Genomic DNA, 21,173 nt, shown 5'->3' with positions numbered 1-21,173 from the left:
GGTACGGGTGGCGCGGTCAGACCGCCTCGGCGGCCGGGATCTGGTCGGTCGGGTCGGTCGCTGCGAGGACGCGCAGCGTGTCGAGGGCGGACGCCAACGAGACCTCGGCCGGCGCCCGGTCGTGCGCCCGCAGGTAGTCCACGAGCAGCCGGCACAGGCTCGCCTCGTCGAGGAACTCGTCCGGCAGCCGGTGGGCGAGCAGCTCGGCCATCGTCCGGGGCGGAATCTTCCGCCAGGCCAGATCGCCGTACTCGGTCAACGCCATGAGCAGCCACAACGCGGTGCGGTTGTCGACCCGCGCGGCGGCGAACTGCTCGGCCATCTCGGCCGACACCACGCCGTCCTCCAGCGGCAGCTCCGCGAGCCGCCCCTCGATGTCGGCGAGCACCGCCCGCACCCGGGGCGCGTACCGCTGGGGCAGCCGGTCGAGCCCGTGCCGCAGGATGAGCGCGTGCAGCACCGCGTGGTCGTCGGTCGTGCCGAGCGAGTCGACCAGTTCCGGGAACTCGTCGATCAGGTACGGGCACGAGATGATCAGCTCCGGTGGCGCGGTCGGTGAGCTGGGCAACCGGCTCAGCGCCACCCGGGTCAGCCCGCACACCACCTCGCGGGGCAACTGCGCGCCGTCCTCGGCGAGGCACTCCAGCAGGACCGTCGCGCTGGTGCTGGACACCGCTTCGGGGAACTCGACGGCACGCGCCCACAGCCTCCGGTAGCTGCGCTCGTCGTACAGGATCAGCTGGTGCAGTGAGGGCACCGGCCAGCGGCGGGTGGCCAGCTCCACCAGGTCGGCGTGGAACCGGCCCGCCTCGAAGCTGGTCGGCGCCTGGCCGCGCCACGTCCGCGCGCCGGCCTGCAACTGGCTGTAGGTGGTGACGTCCCCGAGCAGCCGGGCCTCCTCGGCCGCCACGTTCACCTTCTCCCCCCGGCTCTCACGCTGCCGCTCGGCGACGATCCGGCCGTCGGCGTCGCGGCGCAGCCAGCTGATCATCGCGAGCTGGCCCTTCTCGTCCAGGCCCGCCCGCCACAGCCGCACCGTGGACACCCAGGTCTCCTCGTCCATCAGGTCGGTGTGGCGCACCCCGTCCGGTGACACGAGCGCGGCCAGCGCGACCAGGTTCGCGGTGTACGCGGCGAGCAGCCGCACCGGGTCGTACGGGGCGGGCCGGTAGCCGTCCACCCCGGCCAGGTTGGTCCGCTGCCGCGCCTCGGCCAGCAGGCCGGCGACGGTCTCCACGATCGCGTCCCGCTCCCGCGGGTGTCGGGAGGCGAGTTCCCGCGCGAAGCCGACCACCGCCTCCCGCTTGACCAGCGGCTGGTGCGAGAGCAGCGCCCGGAACTGGCCGGTGTCGAGCTGGTAGCCGAACCCGGCCGGGCTGCGGGTGTGCCGCCGCAGCTCGGCCAGGCTCCGCAGCGCACCGATGACGTACTCGGCGATCAGGAAGTCGCCGATTGTGGTGTGCAGGAACTCGTACGTGCGCCGGGCGTCCTCGCCCTGCACGTCGTCCGGGCCGTACACGACGAAGAAGGCGGCGGTGACCAGTTGCTCCGGGCCGAGCACGTCGCCGAGTTCGAACCGGGAGCCGTCGCCGGCCCCGGGCCCGAAACAGCCGAGGTCGGCGCGGAGCGCGGCCCGGTTCACGAGTTCCCGGTTGCGGTTGAACATGGCGAACGCGGTGATCGCCAGGTCACGCCGCAGCTGGTGCTCGCGGGCCTCCCGTTCGTGGGGCGGGAGGGCGGTCGGCGACTTCTCGCTCACCTGCCGCCTGATGAACGCGGTGAGCAGGCCGGTGAACAGGTCGGACGGGGAGATGGCGGCGCCGGGACGGCGGTCGGCCCAGTGCTCGTTGTAGTAGATCGCGAGCAGCGTGAGCAGCAGCGGCTGGCGGGCCAGCTCACCGTGCGACAGCAGCTCGCGGGCGGCGAGCCGCCGGTAGCCGGGCCGGTCCTCGTTGGCCGCGTTGACGGCGGCCAACCACGCCGTCACCTGGGCGTCGGTCAGGTCTTCCAGCCGCACCAGCACGGTGCCCTGGGGCACGCTGGCGCGGTCCATCACCAGGATCCGGGACGTGATGATCGGGATGACGGAGTAGCCCAGGTCCCACTGGGCCTCCTGGAACTCGGCCACCCGGTCGATGTACTGGGAGTGGGCGGTGCCGGTGACCTGGACGAGTTCGTCGAACCCGTCGAAGATCACCACGACCGTGGTGTTCTCGGTGGCCCGGCGCAGGTCCGCCCAGCGGATGCGCTCGTCCATCACCTGCTCGATCGCGGCCTCGATCTGTTCCGTCGGCGACGTGTCCCCGGACATCCGGCGCAGCGGCACCACGATCGCGGTGAACCGGCTCGCCGGCAGCCGGGCCGCGATGACCCGGGTCAGCAACGTCTTGCCGGCACCCGGCTGGCCGAGGAGCAGCAGCGGACGGTGCAGGCTCGCCGGATCGGTCAGGTACTCGGAGAGGAAACCGACCAGGTCACCCCGGCGCGGCTGGTCGTCCCACCAGCGCTCCCGCTCCGGCGACGTGTGCTTGCCGTATTCGGCGGCCCGGAAGTCCGGGCTGATGAATCCTTCCTCCACGGTGGGCAGACGCAGGTGGAAGTCGACGTCCTTGATCCGTAGCAGCGGCTGCCGGAACACCGCGGCCAGCGAGCCGGTGAGCCGGTCGAGGGACTCGCGGAGCAGGTCGGGGCGGTCGGCCGGAACCGGGCCGGACAGCTCGGCGAGATTGCGGTACAGCTGCGCCAGCGCGTCCAGCCGGGCCGAGACCTCGGTGCTCAGGTTCCGGTTGTCGATCAGGTTGTGCTCGATCGCCTGCCGGAGCATCCGGAACCCGAACTCGGGGAGGTCCGCGGCGAGGCGGTCGAAACGGTCCTCGTAGTGCCACATGGCGCGGCCCACCACCCGGGACCGCAGCGACGTGAGGTCGAGCCCGCGCCGCACCGACGGCCAGGCGGCGAGGCCCTCGCAGAACGCGATGGTGGCGTCGTGGAGCTTGACGTAGGCGGCCTCGACGTCGCGGCGGGCGTCGTCCATGCCGTGGACCGAGGACGGCAGCGGGAAGTGTCCGCCGTCGATCTCCTTCGGCAGCGTGTGCTGGCGACGGTCGGCCGCCGCCAAGCCCACCTTCTCCGCGTCGGTCAGCTCCAGCCGGTCGAAACCCGGCCCGACCTCGTCCCGGAAACCGTCGAAGAACGCGGAGAGCGCCAGCACGGTATGGCTGGCCTCCAGCAGCTTGTAATACGATTTCCCGCCGGTTGTGCGGATGCGGCCGGCCTGGTTTCCGGTGGCGTCGCGGACGAGTTGCATGAGCGCGTTCTTCGGGCCGAGCAGAGCGAGCGCCGCGCCCTGGGTGAGCGCCCCGGCACCGAGGATCCCCGCGCTGACGACCTTGTCGGTCTCGGTGATGCGCGTGCTGCCCGGGGCCAGCAGCCGTAACGCATCTCGATAGCTGAGGCTCGAACGGCGCGGCATGCCGCCCCTTCCGCTGCTGGCGATCGGGATTCTTCAAGGATAGAAACTTCAGTGACGGAAAGCTATCGATTCCTCACCGGGCGGCTGCTTTGCGACGACTTTTCCATTCATTCATCTCATTCATCTGCTAAATGCGGCCAAGGCCTCCGACCCCTATAGTCGGCGGGTGGACGACACACGGGTGCGGCAGGCGTACGGGGCGGTCGCGGAGCTCTACATCGAACTGTTCGGCAGCACCGCCCATGTGCACCCGGACGACCTCGCCCTCATCGGGCGGCACCTGGGCGGCCGGACCGGCCCGGTGCTCGACCTGGGGTGCGGACCGGGTCACCTCACCGACCACCTGCGGTCGCTGGGCGTCGACGCCACCGGGATCGACATGGTTCCCGAGTTCGTCGCGCACGCGCGGGCGACCCACCCGGACGGCGCGTACCGGCTCGGGTCGCTGGACGACCTCGCCGTCCCCGACCACTCCGTCGACGGCATCCTCGCCTGGTACTCGCTGATCCACCTCCCGCCCTCGGATCTCGACGGCGTGCTGGCGGGGTTCCGGCGCGCGATAGTGCCGGACGGACCGCTCGTGGTCGGCATCTTCATCGGCGACGAGGTGAGCGCCTTCGACCACAAGGTCGCGACCGCGTACCGCTGGCCGGTGGACGAGTTCTCCGCGCGCCTGCGGCGGGCCGGGTTCGCCGAGGTCGAGCGCCTGCCGCGCCTCGAGGACACTCACCGCCCGCACGCCGCCGTCGCGGCCGTCGCATCCGGCGCCTGAGCGCGCGCCGTCGTCAGCGCCGGAAAATGGGCGCGAAGGTCTGCCGTCCGCCGTGCCAGGATCGGCGTTCGGAGTTCGACGGCCGGAAGGACACCATGCCCGCGTACGTGATCGCCCATCTCCAGGACGCCGCCCCGCACCCGGACATCGCCGAGTACATCGAACGTCTCCCCGGCACCCTCGCCCCGTACGGCGGACGGTTCCTCGTGCACGCCACGCCGCACGAGGTGAAGGAGGGCACCTGGCCCGGCGCGGTCGTGATGCTCGGCTTCCCGGGCATCGCCGAGGCGCGCGCGTGGTGGGACTCGCCCGCCTACCAGGAGATCGCGCCGCTGCGCTCGCGGCACATCGAGGGCGACATCATCCTGGTCGAGGGTGTCCCCGAGGACTACTCGCCGACCGGCATCGTGCAGGCGATCCGGGCGGCGCTGCCCTGAGCCGGGCCGACCGGCGCGCCCGGGACCTCGGGATCGTCGTCGGAGCGCTACCCACCGGACGCCACAACGCGATCACCGACGTCCCTGGCGTCCTGGTCGGTCACACCACTGTGGATGACGGCGGCGACCTGCACACCGGCGTCACAGCTGTCGTGCCGAGCGGGCTCGGCCCCGGGCGGTGGACGCTGCCGGCGGCGGTGTTCTCCGGCAACGGGCACGGGAAGCTCGTCGGCTCGACGCAGGTGGACGAACTCGGCGTACTGGAATCCCCTGTGGTCCTGACCGCGACGCTGTCGGTGTTCCGGGCGGCGGACGCGCTGCTCAGCTGGTCGATGGAGCGCCGGCCGGACGGGGTGTCGTTCAACCCCCTGGTCGGCGAGACGAACGACGGGCACCTGTCGGACATCCGCCGCCGCCCGATCACCGAGGCCCACGTCCTGGCCGCCGTCGATCAGGCATCCGGCGGGCCGCCCGCCGAGGGCTGCGTCGGCGCCGGCGCGGGCACCACCGCACTTGGCTTCAAGGCCGGCATCGGTACGTCGTCCCGGACCGTGCGGACCGCCGGCCGTACGGGGACTGTCGGCGCCCTGGTCCAGTCGAACTTCGGCGGCCTCCTCACAGTGCTCGGCGTGCCGATGCCGGCAGGCGAACTGGTCCCCGCCGCCGACCGGACCGAGCCCCCCGGCAACTCGTGCATGATCGTGGTGGCCACCGACGTACCCCTGGACGCCCGGCAGCTCGGGCGGCTCGCCCGCCGGGCGGTCTTCGCCATGGCCCGGGTCGGCGCGTCCTTCAGCAGCACCAGCGGTGACTACGCGATCGCGTTCAGCACTTCCGACCAGCCGCCGATTCCGGACGGGGAGATCGATCCGGTGTTCGCCGCAGTCTTGGACGCGGTCGAGGAGGCGCTGCTGAACTCGCTGTTCACTGCGGTCACCACCACCGGCGTGGGCGGCCGTACCAGTCACGCGGTCCCGCACCGGGCGGTGATCGAGCGGCTGACGGCGGCCGGGCGGCTGATTCCGGAATCGCCGTCGGAAACGCGCTGATTGCTCGCAGCTCGGCCCGGCCCGTCCAGCCGCGGCGGCTACGGTTGACGCTGCCGGAGGGTCCGGCCGAGGAGGCGTCGAACTGGCCGTGGACGGCTATGGCGTGCAGGTCACGCTCGTGTTCGTGTTGGTGTTGGTGAACGCGGTGTTCGCGGGCAGCGAGATGGCGTTGGTGTCTCTGCGGGAGAGCCAACTGCAGCGCCTGGAACGGACCTCCCGGGGCGGCCGGGTGCTGGCGAAGCTGGCGCGGGACCCGAACCGGTTCCTGGCCACCATTCAGATCGGCATCACGCTGGCCGGCTTCCTCGCCTCGGCCGCCGCAGCGGTGTCCCTCGCGGTGCCGCTGGTGGGCCCGCTGGGATTCCTCGGGTCGGCAGCCGAGCCGGTCTCGGTCGTCGTCGTCACGATCATCCTGACCTTCGTCACGCTGGTGCTCGGTGAGCTGGCGCCGAAGCGGATCGCGATGCAGCGCGCCGAGGGCTGGGCGCTGCTGGTGGCCCGCCCGATCGACGCGCTGTCGACGTTCTCCCGCCCTGCGGTGTGGCTCCTGAGCAGGTCGAGCGACGCCGTCGTACGCCTGGCCGGCGGCGACTCCCGGGCCCGCCGGGAGGAGGTCACCACCGAGGAGCTGCGGGACATGGTCGCCACGCAGCGCAACCTCACCCCCGAACACCGGATGATCATCTCGGGGGCGTTCGAGGTGGCCGAGCGGATCCTGCGGGAGATCCTCGTCCCGCGCCGCGACGTCGTCACCCTGTCGGCGGAGCTGTCCGCGCCGCAGGCGCTGCGCGAGCTGGGCAAGTCGGGACAGACACGCGCTCCGGTCGTGGGCCGCGGCGGCCTGGACGACACCGTCGGCGTGGTGCACATGCGGGACCTGCTCGACCGGGAAGGGCCGGTCGCCGACCACGCCAGCCCGCCGGTGTACCTGCCGGAGACGCTGAAGGTGACCGAGGCGATCCGGGAGCTGCGCGCCCAACGGCAGCAGTTCGCGCTCGTTGTCGACGAGACCGACCGGGACGTGCAGGCTGTCGTACGGGAGGCGGACGGCGCGCTGCTGATGCCCGGCGGGTTCCCGCTGCACGACCTGGTCGACGTGGGCATCGACTTGGACGAGGCCACGCTGGAGGCCGGGGACTACACCACGGTGGCCGGCCTGGTTCTGGCGCATCTCGGCCACATCCCGAAGGCCCCCGGCGAGACGATCGAGCTGCCCGGCCTGACCGCCGAGGTGGCGGAGGTCACGGGCCGGGCCATCACCCGTGTACGCCTGCGAACGACGCCGAAGCGCGACGAGCCGGGCTCCTGAGTCCGGCCGTACTCGTCAGCCCGGCTCGGTGTCGAAGGTCCGGCGGGCCTGCTCGATCTGGGGCAGGTGCGCGTCGGCCCAGTCGAGCAGGACGTCGATCGGGGCACGCAGGGTCTTGCCCAGCCGGGTGATCCGGTACTCGACCGCGACCGGACGGGTCGCCAACACGTGGCGTTCGACGATGCCGTTGCGTTCGAGCCGCCGCAGCGTCGCCGTGAGCGACTTCTGCGTCACCGCCGGGATCGCGCGGCGCAGCTCGTTGAAGCGGCACGGCCGCTCGCACAGCTCGTTGAGGACGCTCAGCGACCACTTGTCGAGCACCTGATCGAGCAGCTCGCGGTGGGGCGCGTCGATGCGCAGCTCGTCGGCGCGAGCGCCTGCGGTATCGCCCATGAAACCAGGTCTCCTTGAAGTGTCCTCCGTCAACTAGGTATCAATGGTAAACCACCTAGGTTTCGATGGAGGAGAAACGATGTCCGTCACCCGCTTCAGCCCCGCCGGCCTTCAGCCGCACACGCCGTACCACCACGTGGCGGTGGGCACCGGCACCCGCCACATCCACGTCAGCGGTCAGGTCGCTCGATCCGGCGACGGCACCCCCGTCGCACCCGGGGACCTGGCCGGGCAGGTCGCGCAGGTGCTGCGCAACACCGGGCGCGCCCTCTCGGGCGCCGACGCCTCGTTCCAGGACGTGGTCCGGCTGACCTTCTACGTCACCGACTGGACGCCGGACAAGATCGGGCCGTTCATGGCCGGAGTCGAGTCGGTCGCCGAGGAGCTCGGACTGCCGCAGCCGCTTCCGCCGGCGTCGCTGATCGGCGTCGAGTCCCTCTTCGAGCCCGACGTGCTCGTGGAGCTGGAGGCGACCGCGATCGCACAGTGAACGCCGTCGCGCTCGACGCAGTCCGACCGTGCTGGTCTAGGGCTCGAGCGTGGCGGGCATGTTGAAGGCGGCGATGTGACGGGCACCGATGAAGGCGTTGCTCTCCACGATCTTCCCGTTCTCGATCCGGAGTACGTCGACGACCAACGCCTCGTAGTGCGGGCTGCCGGGCCGGCGGAGATAGTTGATCAGTGCCGGGCGCCCGTTGGCCGAGGTGGGGAACGTACGCCAGTCGAGCGGTCGGCCGAGGAACTCCGCGGCCGCGTCGATCCCGACGACCGGCGGCTCGGGTGGCATCGTGATCCGTACGTCGTCGGCGAGCAGTGCCCGGAACGTCTCCGGGTCCTTCGCGTTGGCGTAGCGGCGCAGGATCTCTTCGTCCTCACTGGTGAGCTGCGGGCGGCGCCAGTCCTTCGGGTCCGACGGAACGCGCCGCCGCAGGGTGTGGCGGGCCCGCTGGAGGAGGCTGTTGACGGCCGCTACGGCGGTGTCGAGCGCGGCGGCGATCTCCTGCGGCGTCCAGCCGTAGACGTCGCGCAGCACGAAGGCCGCCCGCTGCCGCGGCGGCAGGTACATGAGCGCTGCGATCACTGCCAGCTCGACGGTCTCCCGGGCGGCGAGACCGGTCTGCGGATCGTCGGCTAGCAGGGCGTCGGGATAGGGCCCGAGCTCGGTGGACCACTCCAGCGGATCGCCGTACGGCACCGTCCGGTGACCTGCCGCCTTGCGGCTGTCGAGGAAGACGTTCGTGGCGATCCGGTACAACCAGGTCCGCGCCGACGCCCGGCCCTCGAAGCGGTCGCGAGCCCGCCAGGCACGCAGGTAGGTCTCCTGCACCAGGTCGTCCGCGTCGGTGACGTTCCCGGCGAGGCGGTAGCAGTGGACGTGTAGCTCACGCCGGTGCTCGTCGAAGGCGCGCTGCAGCCAGACCGCCTGCTCATCGGGCGAGTCGGACATGTGATTTCCCCGGGGCTGTCTGGTCTTCACAACCGTACTGACGAACGCGGACCCCATCCGTCATCGGTCACCGATGACGATCGCCGACTCGGTCGTCTGTACCTGTGACCGATCCCCACTCCACGAAGGAGACAGCCATGACGGCAACCCCCGCGTCCAGCGCCGCCGCGCCCCCGGTCGTCGACCGGGAGACCTGGCTGCGCGAGCGCGACGAACTGCTGGTCCGGGAGAAGGCCCATACCCGCGAGGGAGACGTGATCGCAGCCGCTCGTCGTCAGCTGCCGATGACCTTGATGCCGGCGGTGACGGTGCGGGGCCCTGGCGGGGACACCCCGCTGGTGGAGGTGTTCGAGGGCCGCCGGATGCTCATCGCCTACTTCCACATGTGGCACGACGGCAGACCGCACGAGCATCAGTGTGAGGGGTGCACCTTCTCGACCTGTCACATGCAGACGCTGGACTACCTGCACGCCCGGGACGTCACCTACGCCGTGTTCTGCGAGGGTCCCTACGACGAAAGTGCGCCGTTCGCGGAGTTCATGGGCTACAGGTTCCCCTGGTATTCGGCGAAAGACTCCGACCCGGCTCTGGCCGACGGTCGCGGCTTCGGGTTCATCGCGTGCTACCTGCGCGACGGCGACAAGGTCTACGAGACCTACTGGACCACCGGGCGGGGCGTGGAGGCGTTGACGACCACCTACCACGCCCTCGACCTCACGGTGTACGGCCGGCAGGAGAACTGGGAAAACTCGCCTGAAGGCTGGCCGCGGGTCACCGGGCACCCGTGGCGTCTCGACGGCCGCCCCACCGCGCAATGGTCACGCCCCGGCGTCGCACCGCGATGACGTCCTGATGATCGAGGGAGTACCAGGCCGGGATGCCCCTACGGTCCAGGGTCAGTTGGAGTTGACCGTAGGGGCACCGGGATCAGCCTGCGGTGCAGGAACGGATCTGGGGTCTGGCGCCGCTGTTGCCGTTCATCATCGTGGTGAAGCCGAAGGTGTTGCCGCTGCCGTTGGACCGCATCGTCATCACGTAACCGGTGCTGTCCCAACTGGGGGAGCCGTTCCAGGTGGTGGAGACCCGCTGCGGCGGGGTCAGAGCCACGACCACCGTCCAGTTGCTGGCCCCCTGAACCGTCACCGAGGTGTTGTACCGGTCACCCCAGACGTTGGGAGTCGTCGCCGTCGCTGTGCACCCGCCGCTGGGAGGCGGAGTGGTGGGCGGCGGAGTCGTCGGCGTGCCGGTCGGCGGCGGAGTGGTCGGCGGCGGAGTTCCGTCCGGGGCCACCGCTCGGCCGGTGCTCGGCGAGATCATTCCCGGACAGAGGTTACGGCTGCTCAGGTTGGCCATGATCTGCGGAATCGCGTCGCGGGTGTTCTGAATGCCGTCGTGCATCAGGATCACCTGGCCGTCCTGAAGGCGGCTGGCGTTGGAGACGATCTGACTGACGCTGGCGCCGTTCCAGTCCTGGGAGTCGACGTCCCAGATCACCTGGCGCAGGCCGAGCGACGAGGCGACCGACTGGAGGGTCGAGTTGGTCTCCCCGTAGGGCGGCCGGAACAGCTGCGGCCGGACGCCTGTCGCCGACTGGATAGCCGAGTTGGTCTGGGCGAGGTCCGACTGCATCTGGCTCTGGCTCATCGAGGTCATGTGCGCGTGGTTCCAACTGTGGTTGGCCACCCACATGCCCGCGTCGACCTGGGCGCGCGCGGCGGACTGGTTGCTCTGCACGTTCTGCCCGACGTTGAACATGGTCGCCCGTACGTTGTTCGCGCGCAGCACGGACAACAGTGCGCTGGTGCTGCCGGTCGGCCCGTCGTCGAAGGTGAGGCCGACGTACCCGTTGCAGGTGGCGGCGCTGGACGGAGTGGCGGCGACCGCGAGACCGGCGGCGCTCAGCGCCACAGTGGAGGCGAGCACTGCCAACCGGACGGTGAGACGCGATGTTCGGGGGGCGGACGGGCGGCGGGAGCCGCTGATGCTGGCGTACATGCGCAGGTCCTCCTTGGGACGGGTGACACCTGACGACGCATGGCTTCAATCGACACAGGCTGATGTCGCCGTGTTCGGAGTATTGCAACGGCGTTTCGAACGCGTCAATGATTTTCCGGAAGTTTTCCGGAAGCGCCAGGGCGTGCGGGTTCGAGGCCCGCACGCCCTGGCGGTCAGGGGATGGCGTCAGTGTTCCCCGGCGTCAGCGCAGGAACTTGAGGAGCATCGTGGTGAGCTCCTGCGGTCGTTCCTCGGTGAGCCAGTGACCGGTGTCAGTCATGACCTGAGTCTCGACATTGGCGGCATAGCCCTGCCACTGAGTGCCCACGGCGCTGCTGAGGGCTTCTTCGCCTCCGACGGCCAGGATGGGCATCTGGAGCAGCCCCGCCTTGCGGAACTTCTCGTTCTGGGCAATGTCCGTGTGGAGGCTTGGTACATGTTCATCCACGCCTTGAACCGGCCGGGCTCGCGGAGGTACTGGGCGTAGAACTCGTAGTCGCGGTCGTCAAAAGCCCCGTCCACCGCCAGGTACTGCTCGACGAACCCCTTGACCAGGTCGCGCTCGTGTCCACGGACCAGGTCCTGAGCGAAGTCCTTCTGGAAGAACCCGAGGTGCCACGTCGACAGGTCACCCTCCGCGGGGAAGGCCGGGAAGGTGTAGAGGGACCGGTCGGGGATGGACCCTTCCATCACCACCATTCGACTGACCTCGTTGGGCCACATTGCGGCGTACGGGTAGGCGATCCATGCGCCGATGTCGTGGGTGACGATCTGGACGCCCCTGTTGAGCTTGAGCCGGGTGAGCAGCTTGTGCACGTCGTCGGCCAACTGGGCCGTGTCGTAGCCCTGCTCCGGGACGGAGGAGTCACCGGTCCCGCGCAGGTCGACCGCGATCACGGTGTGGTCCTTGGCGAGTGCCTTGAGCTGCGGCTCCCACTCGGCGGAGGTTTGCGGGAAGCCGTGCAGCAGCACCACCGGTGAGCCGCTGCCACCGCGGAGGTAGTGCATCCGGAAGTCGTTCACCTGCGCGTACTCCGACCGGAAGCCGTCCGGCAGCCGGTAGGGCAAATTAGCGGTGGCGCCTTGCGCGACTGCCGACTCCGGCCGCAGGTCCACGTCCGCGTTCGTGGAGACCAGTCCGGGCCCGGTCAGAATGGGCTAGTGGCTCGTGCGGCTCAGCGAGGTGAGCAGGAGGCCGCCGGCGAAGACTGCGGTGGCGCCCGCGATCAAGGGAGCGGTGGCCGACTGCCGGTCCACGAGAACTCCGCCGGCGGCCGCCCCCGTGGCGATGGCGCGATTACATACGGACACGATGACGCCGCTGACCTGCTCGATCCGGTCACACTGACGGCCTGCCCCGCCGCGCCGGTGGAAACGTTCAGGCCGTCGGCGATATCCGGAAGCAGGCTTGCGGGCAGGAATTCGGCGATGATGAACGCGAAGATGCCGAGGCTGAGAGAGCCGACGCATCGTTCGATGCCATGTGACGGGTGGTCGTGTGATGCCCTTCAAGGCTGTGCGCCGCCCTTTGGGGACGACTGGGAGTGGCCGACCGGCTCAGTGGTTGAGGGCGGCCATGTTGGCTTGGTCGTAGCGGTCGCCGCTGGCCGGTGTCAGGTTCTGCAGTCGGGTGATCTGGTTGTCGGTGAGGGTGATGCGGTCGGCGGCGGCGTTTTCCTCGAGCCGGTCGATGCGTGTGGTGCCCGGGATGGGGGCGATGTCGTCGCCCTGGGCGAGCAGCCAGGCGAGGGCGACCTGCGCGGGCGTGGCCTCGGCCTCGGCGGCGACGGCGCGGACCTCGTCGACGATGCGCATGTTGCGTTCGAGGTTGCCGCCGGCGAAGCGGGGGTTGGTACGACGCCAGTCGTCGGCGTCGAGGTCGTCCAGGGTGCGGATGCCGCCGGTGAGGAACCCGCGGCCCAGCGGGGCGTACGGGACGAAACCCACGCCCAGCTCGCGCAGGACCGGCAGCACCTCGGCCTCGGGGTCGCGGACCCACAGCGAGTACTCGGACTGCACCGCGGCGATCGGGTGAACGGCATGCGCCCGCCGGATCGTCGCGGGGCCGGCCTCCGACAGTCCGATGTGACGGATCTTGCCCTCGGCCACCAGCTCCGCCAGCGCGGCGACGGTCTCCTCGATCGGCGTGACCCCATCGCCCCGGTGCTGGTAACAGAGGTCCAGGTGGTCGGTGCCGAGGCGGCGCAGCGATCCCTCCACTGCGAGCCGGACGTTGGCCGGGGTGCTGTCGTTGCCCGGGCGGCCGGTGTGCGAGAGGTGACCGAATTTGGTCGCGAGCACCACCTCGTCCCGGCGTCCCTTGATGGCGCGGCCGACCAGTTCCTCGTTGACGTAAGGGCCGTACGCCTCGGCGGTGTCGATGTGCGTCACGCCGAGGTCCAGGGCCCGCTGGATGGTGCGGATGGACTGGTCGTCGCGCTGGCCGGCGCCGGTGTAGAAGGCCGACATGCCCATGGCGCCCAGACCGATGCGGGAGGTTTCCAGTCCGCCGAGAGAAGTGGTTCTCATCGTGGTGTTCCTCTTCCGATAGTAGGTCCGACCGATTTAAGTTCCGATCGGTACAGAACGCTAGCACATCTGGACCGACCGGGAGTAAAGTCGGCTGTGGGGAGCGAAACAGTGGGCCAACGGCGGCCCGCCGGCCCTGCCGACCCCGAAGCGAGGAGGATGCCGTCATGAGTGGATCCCAGAGCACCGCGTTCGGCCGCCCCCGGGAGTTCGACATCGACGAGGCACTGGAGCGGGCCATGCAGGTGTTCTGGGCGCGGGGGTACGACGGCACCAGCCTCACGGACCTGACCAGCGCGATGGGGATCACCAAGTCGAGCATGTACGCCGCCTTCGGCAACAAGGAGCAGCTCTTCCGCAAGGCCGTACAGCGCTACGCCGAAGGGCCGGCCTCCTACGTGACCCGCGCCCTGCGGGAGCCCACCGCCCGCGCGGTGGCCGAGACATTCCTGCGGGGAGCCGTCCGCACGACGACGTCGCCCGGCCGCCCCACGGGATGCCTGTCCGTGCAGGGTGCGCTGGCGCTGAGCGAACAGAGCCGCCCCGCGCACGACGTACTGGTCAGCTGGCGCGTCGACGCCGGCGAGCAGCTCGAGGCGCGCTTCCGGCGCGCCGTCGAGGAGGGCGACCTCCCGCGCCACGCCGACCCGGGACGCCTCGCCCGATACGTCATGACGACGGGATTCGGCATCGCCGTCCAGGCCGCGAACGGCCTCGGGCCCGACACGCTCGACGAGATCGTCGACACGGCACTGCTCGCCTGGCCGACGTGACCACCCCGCGACTCGCTTGACGGCTGCGATCGCGAGCGTTCATCGAGCCACGCCGAACTTCTGTACCGATCAGACCACAGTTGGCTCGCTGCCGACTCGGCGCAAGCACGCGAAAGGGCGACGAAACATGATGGGGAAACCCGGGAGACGCCCGCTCGGCGTCGGGATCGTCGGGCTCAGCACGTCGGGCGGATGGGCGGCCGGGGCCCACCTGCCCGCGTTGTCGGCAGTCGACGGCATGGAGCTCACCGCCCTGGCGACGAGTTCCCCCGCGTCGGCCGCTGCTGCCGGCGCCGCGTTCGGGGTTCCCGGCTACGCCTCGGTCGACCAACTCGTGAAGGACGAGAACGTCGACGTTGTGGTCGTCGCGGTCAAGGTGCCCCACCACCGCGAGCTGGTGTTGCCCGCGCTACGGGCGGGAGTGCCGGTCCTCAGCGAATGGCCCTTCGCCATCGACCTGGCCGAAGCCGAGGAGATGGAAGGCGCCGCCCGCGACACGCGTACCTTCATCGGGCTTCATGGGCGCTCCTCGCCCACCTTCCGCTGGCTGGCCGGCCTCGTCGCCGACGGGTACGTCGGGAACGTGCTGTCCGCGACGGTGCTGGCCTCATCGGTCGAGTGGGGCAACCCGGTCTCCGAGCGCATGCGGTACACCCTCGATCGCACGCTCGGCGCCACGATGCTCACCATTGCGTTCGGAAATGCCATCGACACAGTGTCGATGATCGTCGGCGAGTTGCAGGACGTGGTCGCCTCGACCGCGACCCGGCGCCCGACCGTTGCGCTCGGCCGCACCGGACGGACGGTCCCGATGACCGCCGAGGACCAGATCGCCGTCTCCGGCCGGCTGTCCGACGGAGCGATCCTCTCCGTCCATCATCGTGGAGCGACTCTGTCCGGACCCTGGTTCTCCCTGCTCATCGACGGTACCGAGGGAACTCTCGAAATCACCTCCGCGAGCGGATATCCCCACCTCGGGCCCGTTACGGTGCGCGGCGCACGAGGCCGCGCCCCACTGTCGCCGTTGACACTGCCCGATGGCCACGACGAATACCCCCACCTGGCCGGAACACCGATCCACAACCTGGCGCACACATACGCGGCGATCCGGAGCGATCTCATCAACGGCACTACGACCACCCCGAACTTCTCCCACGCCGTCACACGTCACCGGCTGCTGGACGCGATCATTCGATCGTCCGCCGAGGGACGACGCGTGCAACTCGCGGAACTCTGACAGCGGAAGTTCTGGGCGGGGCGAGGTCTTCGCTCGTAGGCGTCACAGGCATGGCTGGACAGAAAGAAGCCCCCTAGCGGCCGTGGGCCTGCTAGGGGGCTGTCTGTGCGCCCGAAGGGACTCGAACCCCTAACCTTCTGATCCGTAGTCAGATGCTCTATCCGTTGAGCTACGGGCGCTTGTGCTCGGCCAGTCTACACAACCGGCTTTCGCGCGGAGACTCCGGGATTCGAACCCGGGAGGGGCTTTAAGACCCCAACCGCATTAGCAGTGCGGCGCCATAGACCAGACTAGGCGAAGTCTCCCTGGTGGCCCTGAGGTCACCGCGCCCGAGGATACAGGCCCGGACCCGCCCGGGGCAAAGCGACTATCGGTACGGCCCCTGCGACGGTGTTTTCGCCGTGTGCCAGATCACGCCCACGGCTACGCTCCCTCGATATGCAGGAGCAGCCGCCGAGCGATCCGCCCCGTCGCGAGCCCGCCGCGAAGGCCCGGCGGACCCGCTCCCCCCGACCCACGTTCAGCCCGCCGCCCACGCCGGAGCCTCCCGCCGGGAGCGCGACGAGCGACACACCGCCGCCCCGGCGTCCGCGCCGGGCCGCGCCGACCGTCGTCTTCCAGCCGCCGACGGCGGCCGACGTCGCAGCGCCGGCACCGCGACCACGCCCGGCCGCCGAGGCTCCGACACACGATCCGGGTACGCCTGCCGCCGCGCAGCCCGACCCCGTGCCCGCCGAGGCCGGCGCAAGCACGCCTCCGGACAAGCCGGCCGCGCGAGCACGCCGTCCGGCCGAGGAGCCGGCGCCCCCCGAGCCGCCGAGCGCGGACGAGACGCCGAAGCGGACCCGCCGTGCACCCGCCGCCAAGAAGGCGACCCCGAAGAAGGCCGCCCCAATTGGGGCCGCTCCCGCGGCCAAGAAGGCCGCCCGGAAGGCGACCCTTCCGAAGCAGGTGACCCCCGAGGCACCGGCCGAGCCGGAAGCCGTCGCGTCGGGGCAGGAGCCCGGCGGGACCGAGGCGGTCACGGCGCAGAAGGCCGGACCGACGCCAGCGGGAAGAACTCGCCGAACCACCAAGAGCGCCAAGACCCCCACCGCCACGACAGCCGTGGCGGCCGCGCCCGAAGCGGCCAGCCCGGCCCCGGCCACCACCGCCACCCCGGCACCAGAGCCGGCGGCATCAGCAGCCGAGCCCGCAGCCGCAGCCGCAGCCGCAGCCGCAGCCGCAGCCGACGATCAGGCCCTGACCGTCGAACAAACCGCAGCCGGCGAGAGCCGGGAGACCGAACCGCCCGCCCTGGACACGCCGGACGAAGCGCAGCCGCACGACAACACCGAGACCCGCCCGGCCACCGTCGACGTCCAGCACGCTGCGCGTACCCAGGTGGAGAGCTGGCGCACGGTGGGGCCGAAGCTGCGCGACCACCCCGGGTTCGCGCCGGAGCTGCTGGCTCTCGCGGCGGTGGACGCGCTCGGGCCGCGCGCCCGGGACTGGGTGGCGCAGGTCCGGCGGGCCTGCCCGGAGGCGGACGCCGACGGGGTCGCCCGGCTGGCGACGCGGCGGTTCGTCCGGATGGCCGGTACGGGTGGGGCGCTGGCGGCCGGGGCCGGAATGTTCGCGCCGGTCGCGGAGCTGGCCGCAGTGCTCTGGACGCAGGCGAACCTGGTGCTGCACCTGGCTGCGGCGTACGGTCGGGATCCGGCGCATCCGGATCGGGCGGCCGAGCTGCTGGTGCTGACGTTGGTGCACCCGGACGACGGGACCGCGCGGGCGGCGCTGGCGGCGGCCGGCGCGGCCGACGTGCCGGCGGACGGGCCGTGGGGGCGGGTGGCGGAGGCGGCCTGGCGGCTGGCCACGCCGGTGGCGGCGCAGGCCGGCGGGTGGCTCGGGCTGCGGCTGGCCGCCCGGTTCCTGCCGGGCGCGGCGGCGTTGGCGGCCGCGACCGGCGGTACGGCGGCGGCCGAGCGGGTGGCCGCGCGGGCGATCGCCCGGTATCGGCCCGGCCGCACCTGATCGACGCGCGTTCGGCGAGGTGGCGGGGTCCGTCGGGCCGCGACACCGCCACCTCGCCGACCCGGCGCAAGCCGACGACCGTGCCGAGCCCAGCGAAGCCACCAGGCCGGCAGGCCGGCAGCCGGGATCAGAGCCAGTCGAACCAGGATTTCGGCAGCATCGCGTAGCCGACGAACGCGAAGATGTCGAGCAGCGTGTGCGCGACGATCAGCGGGGCCACCCGGCGGGTGCGCAGGTAGAACAGCCCGAAGATCACGCCCATGACGGCGTTGCCGACGAACGCGCCGAAGCCCTGGTAGAGGTGATAGGAGCCGCGCAGCAGCGCGCTCGTCGCGAGCACCGCGCCGATGCGCCAGTTGAGCTGCCGCAGCCGGGTGATCAGGTAGCCGACCACGATCACCTCCTCCAGCACGGCGTTCTGCACGGCGGCGAGGATCAGCACCGGCACCGTCCACCAGAGGTCCGGCAGCGCGGCGGGGACGAGCGTGGCGTTGAGGCCGAGCTGCGCCGCCGCCCAGAACAGCGCCAGCCCGGGCAGGCCGATGAGCGCGGTCAGGCCCGCGCCCCGGGCCAGGTCCGAGCCGGGCCGCCGGAAGTCGATGCCGAGCGTCCGTGCCGGGTCGCCGGGGTCGCGCGCCAGCAGGTGTACGGCGAGCAGCACCGGCAGCAGCGCGAAGACGATCCCGAGCAGCTGGTACGTCAGGTCGAGGTAGGGCCGGGCCGACGCGGAGGTGTTCAGCGCGGCGGTCTGCTTGGACAGCCCACCGGTCGCGGTGAGCTTCGCGATCAGCGACACCAGCGCGTACACGGCCGACTGGCCGAGGGACAGACCGAGCACGAGCAGCGTCTCGGTGCCCAGCATCCGGCGGGAGACCGGGCGGGCCAGCTCGTCAACCGTCACCGGACCATGAAAGCACTTCGGCGTCCGGACCTGGCGATCGCACAGTCTGTGCGACCGACGTACACGCTCCGTGGAGATTCTATCGGGGCCGATCCGCCCGTACGGAGAAGGAGCGTGCCCCTGTGGAGAACTTCGCGCGGCTGCTGAAGGAGAGCTGGGCCCTGGTCGAGGAGGACCGGGAGCGGCTCAGCGGTCACTTCTACGCCCGGCTGTTCCTCCTCGACCCGGAGCTGCGCAAGCTCTTCCCGGTGCAGATGAACGGGCAGGGCGACCGGATCCTGGAGGCGATCGTCACCGCGACCCAGACGGTGGGCGACCCGGAGAGCTTCGACGAGTACCTGCGGGCGCTGGGCCGGGACCACCGCAAGTACCACGTGGCGGCCGAGCACTACGCGACGATGGGCGTCGCACTGCTGGACGCGCTGCGCAGCACCGCCGGGGACGGCTGGAACCTGGAGTACGACCAGGCGTGGCGGGAGGCGTACGCGAGCATCAGCGCGCGGATGCTGGCCGGCGCGGAGGCCGACGGCAACCCGCCGTACTGGCACGCCGAGGTGCTGACGCACGAGCGCCACGGCCCGGACACGGCGGTGCTGACCGTACGCGCGCTCCAGCACCCGCTGCCCTGGCAGGCGGGGCAGTACGTCAGCGTGGAGGTGCCTCGCTACCACCCACGGGTGTGGCGGACTTACTCGGTGGCGAACGCGCCGAACGAGGAGAACGTGCTGGAGTTCCACGTGCGTACGCCGCCCGGCGCGGCCGGTTGGGTGTCCGGCGCGCTGGTCCGCCGCACGAAGCCGGGTGACCTGCTGCGGGTGGCCGCGCCGATGGGCTCGATGACGCTGGACCCGGAGTCCACCCGGGACGTCCTCTGCGTGGCCGGCGGCGTCGGGCTGGCGCCGATCAAGGCGCTTGTGGAGGAGCTGACCCGGGTCAACCGCACCCGCTGGGTGCACGTCTTCTACGGCGCCCGCCGCCCCGACGAGCTGTACGGGCTGCCCGGGCTGGAGGAGCTGGTGGCCACCCACCCGTGGTTGTCGGTGACGCCGGCGTGCAGCGAGGACCCGGACTTCGGCGGGGAACTCGGCGACGTGTCCGAGGTGGTCACCCGGTACGGGCCGTGGACCACGCACGACTGTTACGTCTCCGGCTCGGCCGCGATGGTCCGGGCCACCCTGCGAGCGCTCGCCGCCGACGACGTCCCGCCTGATCACATCCGGTACGACACGTTCGGCAACCTCTGATCCTTGCTCCCCCCGAGCCGGGTCGCGTGCCCCTGCCCCCTGGGGCACGCGACCCGGCCCCCTGTTTCAGTAGCGCCAGGGGGTGCCGGTCTCGCGGTACTCCTCCACCGGCACGAGTGGCACGCCGGGCGCCATTCGGTCGACGTAGAGCCGCCCGTCCAGGTGGTCGATCTCGTGCGCGACCAGCCGCGCCATCGCGTACTCGAACGAGGTGATCACCCGGCTGCCGTCCCAGAGCGCGTGTTCCACGTCGATCCGCAGCGGCCGGGGCACCAGACCCCTGTGGTCGAAGAAGGAGAGGCACCCCTCGTACTGCTCGTCGGTCTCGGCGGCGGTGTCCACGACGCGCGGGTTGAGCAGCACCACCGGTTCGGCGGCGCGGTCGGCGGGCCGGACCAGCGCGGCGGACCAGCCGATGCCGAGCTGGGGCGCGGCGAGGCCGACGCCCTTGCTGAACGGGTGCAGCTCGTCCAGCCGGGCCAGCATCGCGGCGAGCCGGTCGATGACCTGCCGGGCGTGCCGCTCCTCGGCCGGCAGGTCGAACTGGCGGGCAGGCTGCCGCAGCAGGTCGTCGCCGCGCTGCACGATGCCGACGGCACGCATCCGGTCGCTGGCGCGCACGCGGGCGCCACCGGTAGGTGCGCTGTCCGGCTCGGCGTCCGGCTGCGGGCTGCGGAACCGCCACTGCATCCGGTAGCGGGCGTTGAGCGGCGGGTCGTCGGTCCCCCAGTCGAAGATCATCCGGTCGCCGTCGGCGGCACGCTGGATCGGGGTACGCAGTGGTCCTTCCTCGGCCGACAGCGAGGTCTCCGCGCCCCACACCTTGGGGTCGAGGTCCGCGGGCAGGTCGAGCCGCACCGCCAGGTGCCGGGTGGGCAGGCGTACGGCCCGCTGGAACCAGGGGCCCCACTTGTCCTGGCCGACGCGGTACCCGTACTCGATGGTGACCCGGTCGCCCGGGTAGAGCGGGAAGCGCCCTTCGTCGTTCTCGAAGAGCAGCCAGATCTCCTTGAACGCGTCCCGGTCGTGCTTGGCCCGCCAGTGCATCGGCTCGCGTCCGCTGCCGTCGTCCCGGTACGCGGTGAGTTGCAGCTCGGCGAAGGTCAGCGGGTGTTCCCGGTGGTGCCGGTTGGAGCGGCCCGGGTCGTTCGGGTAGCGGTCGACGGCGACCCGGACCAGGTAGCGGCTGACGGGTTCGGTGCCCGCGTTGTAGAGCTCCCGCCGGATCGCGCAGTGGTAGCCGGCGCCGATGTGGGTGAGCGTGGCCACCTCGCGCTCGACCACGAGGCCGGTGCCGGGCGGCAGCCACTGCCCGGGGACCGGCGGGTCGCGGTGCGCTCCGCCGGCGCGGCCGTGCCGCAGCTCGTCGTACTCCCGGAAGCGCTGCCAGATCGCGCCGCTGGCCTCCAGGACGGCCTCGGCGCGGCGGGCGAAGTCCTCGGTGGGCCGGTGCCGGCGCCCTTCGACGTGGCTGACGTAGGACGGGTCGAAGCCCATCAGCGTCGCCAACTGCTTCTTGGACAGCCCTCGGCCGGTCCGGTGCCGGGCAAGTTCCGCCGCGAACGAGTCCGCGGCACGCTCGATCGGTGAGGTCGTCATCAG

General features: G+C 71.2%; 18 protein-coding genes and 2 tRNA genes. 10 read left to right on the top strand and 10 right to left on the bottom strand.

Annotated elements, in window-relative coordinates; translation table 11 throughout:
• Positions 1-16: 16 nt before the first annotated feature.
• On the bottom strand, positions 17-3,472 hold the full coding sequence (locus ACSDG8_RS18195; RefSeq protein ID WP_439427087.1) for an NACHT domain-containing protein: 3,456 nt from the start codon (positions 3,470-3,472) through the stop codon (positions 17-19).
• A gap of 166 nt (positions 3,473-3,638) precedes the next feature.
• On the opposite strand from ACSDG8_RS18195, the gene ACSDG8_RS18190 reads away from it, so the two are divergent.
• From ACSDG8_RS18190 to ACSDG8_RS18175, 4 genes are all read left to right on the top strand, one after another.
• Entirely contained in the window at positions 3,639-4,244 is a 606-nt protein-coding gene (locus tag ACSDG8_RS18190) for a class I SAM-dependent DNA methyltransferase (RefSeq protein WP_439427086.1), read from the top strand.
• A 95-nt stretch (positions 4,245-4,339) separates the two neighbouring features.
• Positions 4,340-4,681 carry a DUF1330 domain-containing protein gene (locus ACSDG8_RS18185; RefSeq protein WP_439427085.1) on the top strand — a complete coding sequence of 114 codons (342 nt, stop codon included), beginning with the start codon at positions 4,340-4,342 and terminating at the stop codon, positions 4,679-4,681.
• A 110-nt stretch (positions 4,682-4,791) separates the two neighbouring features.
• Positions 4,792-5,730 (top strand): P1 family peptidase, encoded by a 939-nt coding sequence (locus tag ACSDG8_RS18180; protein ID WP_439427084.1) that lies wholly within the window; start codon positions 4,792-4,794, stop codon positions 5,728-5,730.
• 88 nt (positions 5,731-5,818) lie between these two features.
• A complete protein-coding gene (locus ACSDG8_RS18175) occupies positions 5,819-7,039 on the top strand; it encodes a hemolysin family protein (protein ID WP_439427083.1) in 1,221 nt (406 codons plus the stop codon).
• A 15-nt stretch (positions 7,040-7,054) separates the two neighbouring features.
• On the opposite strand, the gene ACSDG8_RS18170 is transcribed toward ACSDG8_RS18175, so the two are convergent.
• A complete protein-coding gene (locus ACSDG8_RS18170; RefSeq protein WP_439427082.1) occupies positions 7,055-7,432 on the bottom strand; it encodes a winged helix-turn-helix transcriptional regulator in 378 nt (125 codons plus the stop codon).
• A gap of 79 nt (positions 7,433-7,511) precedes the next feature.
• On the opposite strand from ACSDG8_RS18170, the gene ACSDG8_RS18165 reads away from it, so the two are divergent.
• Complete coding sequence (locus ACSDG8_RS18165; protein WP_439427081.1) at positions 7,512-7,922, top strand: RidA family protein; 411 nt, start codon at positions 7,512-7,514, stop codon at positions 7,920-7,922.
• Between the two features lie 36 nt (positions 7,923-7,958).
• Here ACSDG8_RS18165 and ACSDG8_RS18160 read toward each other — a convergent pair whose 3' ends face one another.
• A complete protein-coding gene (locus ACSDG8_RS18160) occupies positions 7,959-8,879 on the bottom strand; it encodes an RNA polymerase subunit sigma-70 (RefSeq protein ID WP_439427080.1) in 921 nt (306 codons plus the stop codon).
• Positions 8,880-9,016: 137 nt separating this feature from the next.
• On the opposite strand from ACSDG8_RS18160, the gene ACSDG8_RS18155 reads away from it, so the two are divergent.
• The gene (locus tag ACSDG8_RS18155; RefSeq protein WP_210895425.1) at positions 9,017-9,724 is read left to right on the top strand and encodes a DUF899 family protein; all 708 of its coding nucleotides are present in this window, start codon (positions 9,017-9,019) and stop codon (positions 9,722-9,724) included.
• A gap of 82 nt (positions 9,725-9,806) precedes the next feature.
• On the opposite strand, the gene ACSDG8_RS18150 is transcribed toward ACSDG8_RS18155, so the two are convergent.
• From ACSDG8_RS18150 to ACSDG8_RS18140, 3 genes are all read right to left on the bottom strand, one after another.
• Positions 9,807-10,874, bottom strand: a complete 1,068-nt coding sequence (locus ACSDG8_RS18150; RefSeq protein WP_439427079.1) for a polysaccharide deacetylase family protein — start codon at positions 10,872-10,874, stop codon at positions 9,807-9,809.
• Between the two features lie 276 nt (positions 10,875-11,150).
• Entirely contained in the window at positions 11,151-11,990 is an 840-nt protein-coding gene (locus tag ACSDG8_RS18145; RefSeq protein WP_439427078.1) for an alpha/beta fold hydrolase, read from the bottom strand.
• 441 nt (positions 11,991-12,431) lie between these two features.
• On the bottom strand, positions 12,432-13,403 hold the full coding sequence (locus tag ACSDG8_RS18140; RefSeq protein ID WP_439427077.1) for an aldo/keto reductase: 972 nt from the start codon (positions 13,401-13,403) through the stop codon (positions 12,432-12,434).
• A 167-nt stretch (positions 13,404-13,570) separates the two neighbouring features.
• On the opposite strand from ACSDG8_RS18140, the gene ACSDG8_RS18135 reads away from it, so the two are divergent.
• Positions 13,571-14,176: a TetR/AcrR family transcriptional regulator gene (locus ACSDG8_RS18135; protein ID WP_116510826.1), complete on the top strand. Its 606-nt coding sequence runs from the start codon at positions 13,571-13,573 to the stop codon at positions 14,174-14,176.
• Between the two features lie 127 nt (positions 14,177-14,303).
• Positions 14,304-15,413, top strand: coding sequence for a Gfo/Idh/MocA family protein (locus ACSDG8_RS18130; protein ID WP_439428059.1), 1,110 nt, complete (start codon positions 14,304-14,306; stop codon positions 15,411-15,413).
• A 106-nt stretch (positions 15,414-15,519) separates the two neighbouring features.
• On the opposite strand, the gene ACSDG8_RS18125 is transcribed toward ACSDG8_RS18130, so the two are convergent.
• Both ACSDG8_RS18125 and ACSDG8_RS18120 read right to left on the bottom strand, forming a co-directional pair.
• A tRNA-Arg gene (locus ACSDG8_RS18125) sits at positions 15,520-15,592 on the bottom strand.
• Between the two features lie 35 nt (positions 15,593-15,627).
• A tRNA-Ser gene (locus tag ACSDG8_RS18120) sits at positions 15,628-15,718 on the bottom strand.
• A gap of 646 nt (positions 15,719-16,364) precedes the next feature.
• On the opposite strand from ACSDG8_RS18120, the gene ACSDG8_RS18115 reads away from it, so the two are divergent.
• On the top strand, positions 16,365-17,426 hold the full coding sequence (locus tag ACSDG8_RS18115) for a hypothetical protein (RefSeq protein WP_439427076.1): 1,062 nt from the start codon (positions 16,365-16,367) through the stop codon (positions 17,424-17,426).
• A 127-nt stretch (positions 17,427-17,553) separates the two neighbouring features.
• Here the strand turns inward: ACSDG8_RS18115 and ACSDG8_RS18110 are convergent, their stop codons facing one another.
• Positions 17,554-18,327 carry a CPBP family intramembrane glutamic endopeptidase gene (locus tag ACSDG8_RS18110; protein WP_439427075.1) on the bottom strand — a complete coding sequence of 258 codons (774 nt, stop codon included), beginning with the start codon at positions 18,325-18,327 and terminating at the stop codon, positions 17,554-17,556.
• 122 nt (positions 18,328-18,449) lie between these two features.
• Between ACSDG8_RS18110 and ACSDG8_RS18105 the strand changes: the two genes are divergently transcribed.
• A complete protein-coding gene (locus ACSDG8_RS18105) occupies positions 18,450-19,571 on the top strand; it encodes a globin domain-containing protein (RefSeq protein WP_210895416.1) in 1,122 nt (373 codons plus the stop codon).
• A 66-nt stretch (positions 19,572-19,637) separates the two neighbouring features.
• Here the strand turns inward: ACSDG8_RS18105 and ACSDG8_RS18100 are convergent, their stop codons facing one another.
• On the bottom strand, positions 19,638-21,170 hold the full coding sequence (locus tag ACSDG8_RS18100; RefSeq protein WP_439427074.1) for a peptide deformylase: 1,533 nt from the start codon (positions 21,168-21,170) through the stop codon (positions 19,638-19,640).
• Positions 21,171-21,173: the final 3 nt, after the last annotated feature.

It is taken from the genome of Micromonospora sp. LA-10 (genome assembly GCF_051853095.1).
GTDB lineage: Bacteria > Actinomycetota > Actinomycetes > Mycobacteriales > Micromonosporaceae > Micromonospora > Micromonospora echinospora_A.
This window is presented reverse-complemented; position numbering and strand designations above follow the sequence as displayed.